Annotated in this window: 11 protein-coding genes; 8 read left to right on the plus strand and 3 right to left on the minus strand. The window is 35.0% G+C overall.

From position 1 onward, the window contains the following. Positions 1 to 171 precede the first annotated feature (171 nt). A complete protein-coding gene (gene htpG, locus FDM27_RS02915; protein WP_140485111.1) occupies positions 172 to 2055 on the minus strand; it encodes a molecular chaperone HtpG in 1884 nt (627 codons plus the stop codon). Positions 2056 to 2237: 182 nt separating this feature from the next. On the opposite strand from htpG, the gene FDM27_RS02920 reads away from it, so the two are divergent. The 5 genes from FDM27_RS02920 (at position 2238) to FDM27_RS02940 (ending at position 6231) form a co-directional block, all read left to right on the plus strand. Continuing rightward, positions 2238 to 2714: a lipocalin family protein gene (locus tag FDM27_RS02920; RefSeq protein WP_071185251.1), complete on the plus strand. Its 477-nt coding sequence runs from the start codon at positions 2238 to 2240 to the stop codon at positions 2712 to 2714. A gap of 39 nt (positions 2715 to 2753) precedes the next feature. Then, positions 2754 to 3449: an OmpA family protein gene (locus FDM27_RS02925; protein ID WP_071185252.1), complete on the plus strand. Its 696-nt coding sequence runs from the start codon at positions 2754 to 2756 to the stop codon at positions 3447 to 3449. A gap of 298 nt (positions 3450 to 3747) precedes the next feature. Then, positions 3748 to 4695, plus strand: a complete 948-nt coding sequence (locus tag FDM27_RS02930) for an ABC transporter ATP-binding protein (protein WP_140485112.1) — start codon at positions 3748 to 3750, stop codon at positions 4693 to 4695. A 107-nt stretch (positions 4696 to 4802) separates the two neighbouring features. Continuing rightward, positions 4803 to 5135 carry a YegP family protein gene (locus FDM27_RS02935; protein WP_140485113.1) on the plus strand — a complete coding sequence of 111 codons (333 nt, stop codon included), beginning with the start codon at positions 4803 to 4805 and terminating at the stop codon, positions 5133 to 5135. 88 nt (positions 5136 to 5223) lie between these two features. Then, on the plus strand, positions 5224 to 6231 hold the full coding sequence (locus FDM27_RS02940; RefSeq protein WP_140485114.1) for a 3-oxoacyl-ACP synthase III family protein: 1008 nt from the start codon (positions 5224 to 5226) through the stop codon (positions 6229 to 6231). 147 nt (positions 6232 to 6378) lie between these two features. Here FDM27_RS02940 and FDM27_RS02945 read toward each other — a convergent pair whose 3' ends face one another. Beyond that, on the minus strand, positions 6379 to 7191 hold the full coding sequence (locus FDM27_RS02945; protein ID WP_140485299.1) for an HAEPLYID family protein: 813 nt from the start codon (positions 7189 to 7191) through the stop codon (positions 6379 to 6381). A gap of 140 nt (positions 7192 to 7331) precedes the next feature. Then, the gene (locus FDM27_RS02950) at positions 7332 to 7670 is read right to left on the minus strand and encodes a hypothetical protein (RefSeq protein ID WP_140485115.1); all 339 of its coding nucleotides are present in this window, start codon (positions 7668 to 7670) and stop codon (positions 7332 to 7334) included. 208 nt (positions 7671 to 7878) lie between these two features. On the opposite strand from FDM27_RS02950, the gene argS reads away from it, so the two are divergent. The 3 genes from argS (at position 7879) to FDM27_RS02965 (ending at position 12744) form a co-directional block, all read left to right on the plus strand. Then, entirely contained in the window at positions 7879 to 9657 is a 1779-nt protein-coding gene (argS, locus tag FDM27_RS02955) for an arginine--tRNA ligase (RefSeq protein WP_140485116.1), read from the plus strand. 721 nt (positions 9658 to 10378) lie between these two features. Further along, positions 10379 to 11737 (plus strand): signal recognition particle protein, encoded by a 1359-nt coding sequence (gene ffh / locus FDM27_RS02960; RefSeq protein WP_140485117.1) that lies wholly within the window; start codon positions 10379 to 10381, stop codon positions 11735 to 11737. Between the two features lie 125 nt (positions 11738 to 11862). Then, entirely contained in the window at positions 11863 to 12744 is an 882-nt protein-coding gene (locus FDM27_RS02965) for a bifunctional 5,10-methylenetetrahydrofolate dehydrogenase/5,10-methenyltetrahydrofolate cyclohydrolase (RefSeq protein WP_140485118.1), read from the plus strand. Positions 12745 to 12963: the final 219 nt, after the last annotated feature.

The raw sequence follows: 12963 nt of genomic DNA on the forward strand, positions 1-12963 counted from the left end.
AGGTTTTATTTAGTTTCTACAAGATATTACTAACTTGTCTATTTTTAAATATATTAAAATATTCTTACAAATTATTTTTGTGATTTGTTTGTAAACAAAAAAATCCTGCCAGTTTGTACCAGCAGGATTTGTATTTCATTAGTCAAACGAATTAACGAACAACCAAAAAAATTATTTAATCATCTCAAAACTACGTTTTACAAAAGCAGTTAAGGCTTCTCCTTTTAATAGGTTTTGCGATAGTTTAGCCAAATCTAAAGCTTGTTTTACTAAGCTTTCCTGAGCTGTTTTGTCTTCGGTGCTTAAAATAGTGGATGCCAAAGGCGAATTAGTATTTACCACTAAATTGTACATTTCCGGCATGTTGCCCATTCCGAACATTCCGCCACCACCGGTTTGGCTCATTTCTTTCATTCTACGCATGAATTCCGGTTGCGTGATGATAAATGGTGCTGCCTGACTGTCTAAAGATTCTAGTTGAACAGTATATGTTTTTGGGACAAAGGACTCTAAAGAAGTTTTCAGACTTTCTTTTTCTTCATCAGAAAGTTTAGAAATTGTAGTTTCGTCTTTCTTGATTAGGTTATCAATATGATCTGAATCCACACGAACAAAAGTTAAATCTTTATTGTCGTTTTCTAATTTTTGAATCAAGTGCGAGATAATTGGCGAATCTAAAAGCAATACTTCGTATCCTTTAGCCTCGGCAGTTTCAATGTAAGCGTGTTGTGCTTCTTTGTTTCCGGCGTAAAGAATAACCAGTTTTCCGTCTTTGTCGGTTTGCTTGTCTTTTAGGTTTTCTTTTAATTCGTCAAGGGTAAAATATTTGTCGTTTACCGTTGGGTACAATACAAAAGCGCCCGCTTTTTCGTAGAATTTATCTTCCGAAAGCATTCCGTATTCCAAAACGATTTTGATGTCGTTCCATTTTGATTCAAAATCCTCACGGTTTTCGTTGAATAATGATTTTAGTTTATCGGCTACTTTACGGGTGATGTAGTTCGAAATTTTCTTCACTGCACCATCTGCCTGCAATCCTGAACGGGAAACATTCAACGGAATATCCGGAGAATCCACCACTCCGCGAAGCATCATTAGGAATTCAGGAACAATTCCTTCAACATTATCGGTAACAAAAACCTGATTTTGGTACAATTGGATTTTGTCCTTTTGAATTTGCATATCCGAACCTAATTTAGGGAAATACAAAATTCCGGTAAGGTTGAACGGATAATCTACATTTAAGTGAATGTTGAACAATGGCTCTTCAAATTGCATTGGATACAATTCGTGGTAGAAGGTTTTGTAATCCTCGTCAGTTAAATCAGTTGGTTGTTTAGTCCAGGCTGGATTTGGGTTGTTGATAATGTTGTCAACTTCAACCGTTTCGTTTACGTAATCTTCAGGAGCATCTTCCGGCTTAGGAAGTGTTTCAGTTCTTGTTCCAAATTTAATTGGAATAGGCATGAACTTGTTGTATTTATTCAATAATCCACTGATTTTTGAATCTTCTAAAAATTCTAATGAATCTTCGGCAATATGAAGGATGATTTCAGTACCACGATCGGTTTTGTCAGCTGGTTCCAGAGAGAATTCAGGACTTCCGTCACAAATCCAGTGAGCTGCCGGTTCGTCTTTGTATGATTTAGTGATAATTTCCACCTTAGAAGCGACCATAAAAGCCGAGTAGAAACCAAGACCAAAATGACCAATAATTCCTGAATCTTTAGCGCTGTCTTTGTATTTTTCAAGGAATTCTTCGGCACCTGAAAAAGCCAGTTGGTTGATGTATTTCTCCACCTCGTCGGCTGTCATACCGATACCCTGGTCAATAATGTGCAGTTTTTTACCCTCTTTGTCAATCTTTACTTCAAGAATTGGATTGCCATATTCTACTTTGGCCTCACCGATGTTAGTCAGGTGTTTTAATTTTAATGTTGCATCTGTTCCATTTGAAATTAACTCACGTAAAAAGATCTCGTGATCGCTGTATAAGAACTTTTTAATTAGCGGAAAGATATTTTCCACCGAAACATTAATTTTTCCAGTTGTCATATTTAAAATTTTTTAATAGTGTTTTACAATCGGTTACAGCCTATTCAAATAAAGTACCAATTCGATTCGGGGTGACAAAATGTCTTACTCGTAAATTTTGTAATAAAATAATATCATTTTGAAATAAAATCCGTAAGTTAGATTGTATCTTTGCCTAAGTTTAATATTAAAAATGATAAACGATGAAAAAAATATTTTTTGTTACAGCAATTGCATTAGCGTTGTTTTCTTGTAAAACATCTTCAGTTACTGCCACTAAATTAGACAGGGGGATTCAAACCGGGATTAAAGGAAATTGGGTTATTAGTTCTGTTTCTTATCCGGGTTCAGAGTACATTAAGGTAAATTCTTTTCAATTAGCCGATTCAAAATGTTTTGAAGGAAGTACCTGGAAGTTTGTTTCTAATAACAACAAGGGAACAATGGCTTTGACTAAGTACGATTGTCCTGTTTTTAGTTCGCCTATTACCTGGTTTGTGAATTCTAATGGAGAATTTGTATTGAAAATTTTAGATGCTGGTGAAAAAGCCAGAAAGGTGAGAGATGGTTACGTTTTGCAGGTAGCTAATCAAACAGAAAGTTCTTTCCAATTAGTAGATAGAATTGATGTGGGCGGAAAATTAACAGCTGTAGTTTACCAGTTTCAACGTGTGAATTAATCCTAAGAAGTTTAATAAATAACAAAAAAAAAAATAATTATGAAAAATATATCAGTACTAGCATTAGCTTTTGTGATGGTTTTAGGTTCGCTTTTCACAAGCTGTGAGGCCGTAAAAAATACAAATAAAACGCAAAGAGGAGCTGCTATTGGAGCTGCCGGTGGAGCTATCCTTGGAGGAATCCTTGGGAACAACCTTGGAAAAGGTGGAAAAGGAGCTATGGGAGCAGTTATTGGTGGTGTTGTAGGTGGAGTTGCCGGTGGTGTTATTGGTAATAAAATGGACAAACAAGCCCGTCAAATTGATCAGGCTATTCCGGGTGCTGACGTAGAGCGTGTAGGTGAAGGAATCAAATTAGTTTTAAATGAAAATGCGATTCGTTTTGATACGAATAAATCAACTTTGACAGCGGCTGCAAAAGCAAATTTAGACAAGTTAGTAACTGTTTTCAATGAATATCCGGATACTGATATTACTATTTTTGGATATACTGACAGTACAGGACCGGCTGATTACAACCTGAAACTTTCAGGTGAGCGTGCTACATCGGTTAAAAATTATTTAGCAAGCAAAGGAATTTTAGCAAGCAGATTTACTATTCAGGGGATGGGAATTGCTGATCCAATTGCAGATAATGGAACTGTTGAAGGAAGAGCTCAAAACCGTCGTGTAGAATTTGCGATTGTTGCCAATGCTAAAATGAAAGCTGACGCTGAAAAAGAAGCTGGAAAGTAGTTTTTAGTTTTTTTAAAATATCAAGAGCCGTTTCGTTATTATAGCGAAGCGGTTTTTTTTGTTTTTTACCGCAGATTCGCTGATTATTATAAAACAATCTGCGAATCTGTGGTAATTTAAAAAAATCCTTCTTAAGCGCTGCCCTGACGGAATTTTTATTATGAAAATAAAATCTGTTTTTTATCCGTTAAATGGATGTTGTCCGAGGCTGATTTTTTTATAGATATTTCTAAATTCTCCTCTTTTTTTATACCAAAGAAATCTATCTTTGCAATCTCAAAAAAACATTCTTTTAAAAATGCTTCAAGTTCAAAATATCTCCTTTGGTTATACCGAAAAACCAGTGGTTCAAAACATTCATTTCTCTGTAAAAAAAGGACAAAATATTGCTGTAATTGGCGAAAGTGGTTGTGGTAAAAGTACTTTGTTGAAATTGATTTATGGGTTGTATGATTTAAACGAAGGGAAGATTTTTTGGAATGAAACCGAGGTTTTAGGCACGAGTTTTAATCTGGTTCCCGGAATGCCATTTATGAAATACTTGTCGCAGGATTTTGATCTGATGCCTTATATTACGGTAGCTGAAAATGTGGGGAAATATTTGTCGAATATTTTTCCTGAAAAGAAAAAAGCACGCATTCAGGAATTATTGGAAATTGTAGAAATGACCGAATATGCCGATGTAAAGGCAAAATACCTGAGTGGCGGGCAGCAGCAACGTGTGGCGCTGGCCAGGGTTTTAGCCTTAGAACCCGAAGTTTTATTGCTTGATGAACCTTTTAGCCATATTGATAATTTCAGGAAAAATGCACTGCGTCGCAATTTGTTTGCTTACTTAAAAGCACAGGGAATTACGGTTATTGTTGCTACACATGATAGTACCGATGCGCTTTCTTTTGCCGATGAAACTATTGTGTTGCAAAACGGAAAAATGTTAGCCAAAGCCAATTCACATGATTTGTACAACAATCCAATAAATAAGTATGTGGCTTCTCTTTTTGGTGAAGTAAATGAATTGAGATTGTCCCAATTGATCAATGTGGAAGGTGAAGACGAATTGGTTTTGCTGTATCCGCATCAGTTAAAAGTAACCGAAAACGGAGTGATGAATGTATTGGTCAAGCAATCTTATTTTAAGGGAAGTCATTATCTTATAAAAGCGGTTTTTAACAGAAAAGTTATTTTTTTCGAACACAACTCAGCATTAGCAACTGATACCGTAGTTTGTTTGAATTTTAATATTTAATTAAAGTTTTCCGTTTAATTTTTTATTATTTTTAGCTTAACTAATCAGATGAATTCTTGTAGAGGTTCTGATTTTTAGATGATTATTAATTAAAAAGATAATTAAGAATGGGAAAATTTGTAATTACAAAAAGAGTTAATGGCGAATTTCAGTTTAATCTGAAAGCGGGTAATGGTCAGACCATTTTGGCAAGCGAAGGTTATTCAACCAAAGCCGCTTGTGAAAACGGAATTGAATCGGTTAGGAAAAATGCTCAGGAAGACGGTCGATTTGACCGTAAAGAATCTTCAAACGGCAAATTTTATTTTAATTTAAAAGCCAGTAATGGTCAGATTATTGGTAATAGCGAAATGTATGAATCGCTTGCATCCATGGAAAACGGTATTGAATCCGTAAAGAAAAATGCAGCTGATGCAGTTGTAGAGGATCAGACAGCTTAATTAAAATAAGCAGAATTGAATAGAGAAAACCAGTTTTTAGACTGGTTTTTTTATTACATTTATAGTAGACGTTATTAAAAACTAAAATATGTATCATTCAAAAATTTCGGGCTTGGGCTTTTATGTACCTTCCAATGTGGTTACTAATGACGATTTGTCAAAAATTATGGATACTAATGACGAATGGATTCAGGAAAGAACCGGAATTCAGGAGCGCCGACATATCGAAAAAGGAAAAGATACCACTACTTCAATGGGGGTAAAAGCAGCTCAAATTGCTATTGAACGTTCCGGAATTGCCAAAGCGGATATTGATTTTATTGTTTTTGCTACCTTAAGCCCTGATTACTATTTTCCGGGACCGGGAGTTTTAGTACAAAGAGATTTGGGATTGAAAACCGTAGGTGCCTTAGATGTCAGAAATCAGTGTTCGGGATTTGTGTATGCGCTTTCGGTAGCCGATCAATACATTAAAACAGGTATGTATAAAAATGTTTTGGTCATAGGTTCCGAAGTACATTCTGCAGGATTAGACATGACTACCCGCGGACGCGGTGTTTCGGTAATTTTTGGTGACGGAGCTGGTGCAGCGGTGTTAAGCAGAGAAGAAGATTTGTCGAAAGGGATTCTTTCGACTCATTTGCATTCAGAGGGAATTCATGCCGAAGAATTGGTTTTAAAAGCTCCGGGAATGGGCGGACGTTGGGTGACGGATATTCTAGCCGATACTAATGCTGATGACGAGAGTTATTTTCCTTATATGAACGGACAATTTGTGTTTAAAAACGCTGTAGTCCGTTTTACAGAAGTTATTAACGAAGCTTTGGAAACCAATAATTTATCGGTTGCTGATATTGATATGCTAATTCCGCATCAGGCTAATTTGAGGATTTCTCAGTATATTCAGAAGAAATTCAATTTGAATGACAATCAGGTTCATAATAATGTGCAAAAATACGGTAATACTACTGCAGCTTCGATTCCTATTGCATTGACCGAAGCCTGGGAACAAGGGAAAATTAAATCAGGAGATACTGTAGTTTTAGCGGCCTTTGGTAGCGGATTTACCTGGGCAAGTGCTATTATTAAGTGGTAGGTTGTGAAGTTAGAAGTTAGAAGATGGAAGTTAGAAGATGGAAGTTAGAAGATGGGAGATGGAAGATGGGAGATGGAAGGCAGAAAAATAGTTTGTTTTTAAAAAGAAAATCCCAATTTTGAGTTTTTCAAAGTTGGGATTTTTTGCTTAATGTTTGGGTTCGTAAATTAATCGCAAGAACGAACTAAATCGCTCGTTTTCTCTGTTAACAGGAATTCCTGTAACGATGCCCACTAAAAGATGCTCTGTGATTTCTACTCTCATCTGAGGTCTTATAGTAATGTCAAAATCTTTGGGTTGTATTTCTTTGTTGAATTCAATTCCAATAAAATTTCTAGTTCCGGGAATCATATAATGGAAATTGCTGTTGATTTGCCATGTAGTATGAGTACTATTAGTTTCAAAATGATGTTCTATGGATGGCCCGGTATATAAAAGAGTATGAAAATTGTTTCCCCAGCGTTTAGCCACTATAAAAAACGGATTATAGGTGTTTCCGGTAAATAGTTTTTCATTGCCATAGCTGTTAAAGGAAGTGAGCCCAAATTCGTGAATATATCCAATAGCCATTGATGTTTTTAGTTTTTCGGATACAAAAAAGGAATATTGAGTAGCTAATTTCAGTCCGTTGAGTTTACTGCCCGGAGTAGTAGCGTTGGCAGAAGGATAAAAAGTAAAAGGCAATTCGACTTCAAGCCCTAAACGGTCAATGGGAGCCCATTCATATTCTACTAGAGCTATATATTCGTCGTATTTGTTTTTATCGGTAAGTCCAAGACCTACATTCCATTCTCTTTCTCCTTTTCGGGCACCAAGATCCCGTATTAAATCAATGTAAAGCGGTTCGGCATGTAAAACCTTAGATCGCTGGTGTTTGTTTTCTGTTTCCTGAATGTAAAGACTGTCAATAATACTGTTTCTTTGCTCTTTTTCTGTTTGAGCTTTGGTATTTTGAGTCATCCACAACATTGTAATTGTTGTGAAAAAAGCTGTTTTTAAACTATTATTCTTCATGTTTAATTGTTTGATTTTGTGATGTGTAAATGCGTTTTGTTTCTTGGAAAAGAAACAAAATCGAATAAAGACTAAAAAAAAACAGACTAAACTTCGGGAGGAGGAGAGTGAATTTCGAAATAGGTTTTCAGTACATCGGTTTTATTAAATCGATTGTTCACGGGATTTTTATCGAATTTGATTTCTTTGATTTTGCTGTCAAAATCAGGTAAAATATAAAAAGCCACCGAAATTGTTTTTTTGAAAATTCTATGATTTTCGCTGTCCGGATCTTCATTTTCAGGGATTGCATTTTCAAAGCCCAAAACCTTTTCGACAACAATTTCGATAATCGTTTCCTGCTCGTTAAAACCTAAATCTTCGGGAATGTAATTGGGAGTTATGTCACTGGTGTCAACACTACAATTGAGTAGATAGAGTGCCATAAAAGCACAAAATAAGCGAAGGGCTTTGTTTTTTCTAATTGTAGCTAACATAAGGCAAAAGTAAAAACTTTTCAGCTAAAGGAGATTTTCTTAGCATTTTATTATGATAATGACTAAAATATCGAATTGAATTCGATATATTGTGTGTTTTACTATTTCTAATTAATGAATTAGGATTATCTTTGCCAACCTAAAAAATAAAGTTTACATGTCATTACAACAGATTCTTACACCATCTATAACCAAAGCGATTCAAAATCTTTTTGAAGTAAGCGTAGAAAAAATTGAATTTCAAGCCACGCGTAAGGAATTTGAAGGAGATATTACCATGGTGATTTTTCCATTGTTGAAAATCATAAAGAGTAATCCTGTAGAATTAGGAAATAAAATAGGGAATTATTTAGTTGAAAATGTTGCTGAGGTGCGTCAATTTAATGTAGTTTCCGGATTTTTAAATATTGTTATTTCGGATGCTCATTATTTGAATTTTTTCAATTCGATTAAAGATGATGTCAAATATGGTTTTGTGACTCCAAGTCCTGAAGATAAGGCTGTAATGGTGGAATATTCTTCACCAAATACCAATAAACCTTTGCATTTAGGTCACGTTAGAAATAACTTATTAGGTTATGCTGTTGCTGAAATTATCAAAGCATCGGGTAAAAAAGTTTATAAAACCCAAATTATCAACGATAGGGGAATTCATATTTGTAAGTCGATGTTGGCCTGGCAAAAATTTGGTCAGGATCAAACACCTGAGTCAACGGGATTGAAAGGTGATAAGGTGGTTGGGAATTTCTATGTGGCTTTTGATAAGGCTTACAAAGAAGAAATTAACCAATTAATAGCGGAAGGAAAAACAGAAGAGGAAGCTAAAAAACAAGCGCCTATTATACTGGAAGCACAGGAAATGTTGCGTAAATGGGAAGCCGGAGATTCAGAAGTAATCGCTCTTTGGAAAACCATGAACCAATGGGTTTATGATGGATTTGCTGCTACTTATAAAAAATTAGGTGTTGATTTTGATGCTTATTATTACGAAAGTGACACCTATTTATTAGGAAAAGATGTGGTTCAAATGGGATTGGAAAAAGGGATTTTCGAAAAAGATCCTGACGGTTCGGTTTGGATTGACTTGACGGGGGAAGGTTTAGATAGAAAAATTGTCTTGCGTTCTGACGGAACAGCAGTGTATATGACGCAGGATATTGGAACGGCAATTCAGCGTGTAAAAGATTATCCAGATGTGGGCGGAATGGTTTATACCGTAGGAAACGAGCAAGATTATCACTTTAAAGTGTTGTTCTTAATCTTGAAAAAATTAGGTTTTGACTGGTCAGCTAATTTGTTTCATTTGTCATACGGAATGGTGGATTTACCTTCGGGAAAAATGAAATCCCGTGAAGGAACTGTAGTGGATGCCGATGATTTGATGCAGGAAATGACCGATACAGCGCAAAAAATCTCTGAAGAATTAGGGAAATTAGACGGTTATTCAGAAGAAGAAAAAGCAAAATTGTTCAAGACTATTGGTCTTGGTGCTTTGAAATATTATATTTTAAAAGTAGATCCTAAAAAACGTATTTTGTTTAACCCTGAAGAATCAGTTGATTTTGCCGGAAATACAGGGCCGTTTATTCAATATACTTATGCCCGAATCCAATCGATTATAAGAAAGGCTGATTTTGATTTTGCTGTTACATCGACAGTAGTTGAAATGCACGAAAAAGAAAAAGAATTGATAAAACAATTGGAATTATTCCCCGAAGTAATTCAGAATGCAGCACAAAATCACAGTCCGGCTTTAGTTGCGAATTACACTTATGACTTGGTAAAAGAATACAATTCATTTTATCAGGCAGTGCCAATTTTGGGTGAAGCCGATTTGGATACCAAAATATTCAGAGTACAATTGTCTAAAAAAGTAGCCGATACTATTGCTGCTGCATTTAGTTTATTAGGTATTAATGTTCCTGAGAGAATGTAATTGATAATCTGTTTGGCAGATTAAATAAAATTATAGCACGCAGATTTTACAGATCCGTCTGATTTTTATCTGCGTACTTTTTTTAAGATACTTATAAAAAGAAAAGAGCCGATAATCTAGGATTATCAACTCTTTTCAAACAAACTAACACACAAATTTTATTCAAAAGCTATCCAATCGGATGGCTTTTTGTTTTATAATTAATTGCTTTCGACTAATCGCATATATGTAAAATATTTTTTTCTTTTTTATTTTCGACAAATATATGTTTTTATTTAGAATAAATAAAAATAATTTTATATTTGCATCGTTGTTCTTTATTGTAGTTTTAGCTCATAAGGTGAAATTGTTAAAAATTTCAGTCCGAGTGATTTTTTCCGATTCTGGACTTTCTGCACTGAAGCAGTAAAAAAAATCCAGATGTCCGGATAATAAAATTGATTTTTGTAAATAAAGTCATTTAATAGCTGGGTTTTAGTAATAGCAAAAGGGATTGATTTGACATTTTATACGATATATTAAATTAATGGCCGATACTCATTAACTTTAATTACTTGGTTTTTTTTATTTTTTTTTTGTTGAAAGAGGTTGGGTTTTTCCAGCCTCTTTTTAGTTTTATGCTAAAGCGAAAAAAATAAGCTTAGTCAGCAAAACTTTAAACTTTAAACTTTTTAACTTTAACCGTTTATCTTATATTTGCAACTTCAAAAAAATCAATACTATGTTCGATAATTTAAGCGAAAAATTAGATAAAGCTTTTCATATACTAAAAGGTCACGGTAAAATTACCGAAGTAAACGTTGCTGATACCTTAAAAGAAGTTCGTAGAGCATTACTTGATGCCGATGTGAATTTTAAAATTGCCAAAGATTTTACCGCTCGTGTAAAAGATAAAGCAATAGGTCAGGACGTATTAACTACTTTACAGCCAGGACAATTGTTGGTGAAGTTGGTTAAAGACGAGTTGACTGAATTAATGGGAGGTGATGTTGCCGGAGTTAATTTGCAGGGAACACCTTCAGTGATTTTGATGTCCGGTTTACAAGGTTCTGGAAAGACTACCTTTTCCGGAAAATTGGCTAATTATCTTCAAACAAAAAAGAATAAAAAACCACTTTTAGTAGCCTGTGATATTTACCGTCCAGCGGCGATTAATCAGCTGCATGTGGTAGGAGACTCGATTGGTGTTGAAGTGTATTCAGAATCGGAGAATAAAAATCCTGTTGAAATTGCTCAAAATGCAATCAAACACGCTAAGGCTAATGGTTTCAATGTAGTTATTGTCGATACTGCCGGACGTTTGGCTGTAGATCAGGAAATGATGGACGAAATTGCCCGTGTTCACGATGCTATCAAACCACAGGAAACTTTATTTGTTGTGGATTCGATGACAGGACAAGATGCGGTAAATACGGCCAAAGCTTTCAATGATATTTTAAATTTTGATGGTGTTATCCTGACTAAATTAGATGGAGATACCCGTGGTGGAGCTGCATTATCTATTAAATCAGTAGTAAATAAGCCAATTAAATTTGTTGGAACTGGTGAAAAAATGGAAGCCATTGATGTTTTCTATCCGGATCGTATGGCGGAGCGTATTCTTGGAATGGGAGACGTTGTTTCTTTGGTTGAAAGAGCGCAAGAGCAATTCAATGAGGAAGAAGCCAGAAAATTACAAAAGAAAATTGCTAAGAATGAATTTGGTTTTGATGATTTCCTGACTCAAATTCAACAAGTAAAGAAAATGGGTAATATGAAGGATTTGGTAGGAATGATACCAGGTGCTTCAAAAGCGATGAAAGATGTAGAAATTGAAGACGACGCTTTTAAACACATTGAAGCTATCATTTATTCAATGACGCCATTAGAAAGAAAAAAACCAGCTTTGATTGATGTAAAAAGAAAAGCAAGAATTGCTAAAGGTTCCGGAACAAAAGTGGAGCAGGTAAATCAGTTGATGAAACAGTTTGATCAAATGAGCAAAATGATGAAAATGATGCAGGGACCAGGCGGAAAAAACCTGATGAAAATGATGGGCGGAATGAAAGGAATGCCAGGTGGTATGCCTGGAATGAAATAAAAGACTTTAGATTTCAGGTGGCAGATTTGCGATAGCGTTACGAACCACACACGAGCGTCAGCGAACTGGCGAAGCAAACTAAAAACAATAAACTAAAACAATAAACTAAAACAATAAACAGTTTTATGCAAATACTAGACGGAAAAAAAACTTCGGAAGACATTAAAAACGAAATCGCTGCCGAAGTACAACAAATGAAAGCCAATGGGGAAAAAGTACCTCACTTAGCTGCTGTAATTGTTGGAAGCAATGGAGCGAGTTTAACTTATGTAGGGAGTAAAGTTCGCTCTTGCGAGCAAATAGGTTTCGATTCTACATTAGTTGCTTTGCCTGAAGAAACTACTGAGGCAGAATTATTAGCAAAAATCAAAGAATTGAACGAAGATGATAATTTAGATGGTTATATCGTTCAGTTGCCTTTGCCAAAACATATCGATGAGGAAAAAATCCTTTTAGCTATTGACCCTCAAAAAGATGTTGATGGTTTTCATCCAACAAATTTTGGGCGTATGGCTTTAGAAATGGAAACATTTTTGCCGGCTACTCCATTTGGAATTATGGAATTGTTAGAGCGTTACAAAGTGGAAACTTCAGGAAAACATACAGTAGTAATTGGTCGTAGTCATATTGTAGGTCGTCCAATGAGTATTTTGATGAGCCGTAAAGGAAATCCAGGTGATTCAACCGTTACTTTGACGCACAGTAGAACTAAAAATTTAGAAGAATACACTAAAAATGCTGATATCATTATCACGGCTTTAGGTGTGCCTGAGTTTTTAAAGGCTGATATGGTAAAAGACGGTGTAGTTATTATTGATGTGGGAATTACCCGTGTGGAAGATGCTTCTAATTCAAAAGGATATGTGATTAAAGGAGATGTAGATTTTGATGGTGTAAGTAAAAAATCATCTTTTATCACTCCGGTTCCGGGTGGTGTAGGACCAATGACGATTGCAATGTTACTGAAAAATACGCTTTTGGCCCGAAAAATCAGAAGTCGTAAATAAATAAAATTAGTTTTTATATGAAAGCCTTGAACGAAAGTTTAGGGCTTTTTTTATGTCTTAAAAATTGCTTAAAGTTTTTTAGAATTCGTATCGAAACTGAATTTAAAGAATACTTTTGCAGCACTTTTAAAAACAATCCTTAGCGATGGACGATTATTATTCGGAAATAGTATTTTAATATAGCATTTGAAACATTATTCAAAATGCTATTCACCCTTT

This window comes from Flavobacterium sp. GSA192, from assembly GCF_006386525.1.
GTDB lineage: Bacteria > Bacteroidota > Bacteroidia > Flavobacteriales > Flavobacteriaceae > Flavobacterium > Flavobacterium commune.

Coding starts and splice junctions, on each gene's coding strand:
- htpG (WP_140485111.1), bottom strand. CDS start 2,055: ATGACAACTGGAAAAATTAATGTTTCGGTGGAAAATATCTTTCCGCTA.
- FDM27_RS02920 (WP_071185251.1), top strand. CDS start 2,238: ATGAAAAAAATATTTTTTGTTACAGCAATTGCATTAGCGTTGTTTTCT.
- FDM27_RS02925 (WP_071185252.1), top strand. CDS start 2,754: ATGAAAAATATATCAGTACTAGCATTAGCTTTTGTGATGGTTTTAGGT.
- FDM27_RS02930 (WP_140485112.1), top strand. CDS start 3,748: ATGCTTCAAGTTCAAAATATCTCCTTTGGTTATACCGAAAAACCAGTG.
- FDM27_RS02935 (WP_140485113.1), top strand. CDS start 4,803: ATGGGAAAATTTGTAATTACAAAAAGAGTTAATGGCGAATTTCAGTTT.
- FDM27_RS02940 (WP_140485114.1), top strand. CDS start 5,224: ATGTATCATTCAAAAATTTCGGGCTTGGGCTTTTATGTACCTTCCAAT.
- FDM27_RS02945 (WP_140485299.1), bottom strand. CDS start 7,191: ATGACTCAAAATACCAAAGCTCAAACAGAAAAAGAGCAAAGAAACAGT.
- FDM27_RS02950 (WP_140485115.1), bottom strand. CDS start 7,670: ATGGCACTCTATCTACTCAATTGTAGTGTTGACACCAGTGACATAACT.
- argS (WP_140485116.1), top strand. CDS start 7,879: ATGTCATTACAACAGATTCTTACACCATCTATAACCAAAGCGATTCAA.
- ffh (WP_140485117.1), top strand. CDS start 10,379: ATGTTCGATAATTTAAGCGAAAAATTAGATAAAGCTTTTCATATACTA.
- FDM27_RS02965 (WP_140485118.1), top strand. CDS start 11,863: ATGCAAATACTAGACGGAAAAAAAACTTCGGAAGACATTAAAAACGAA.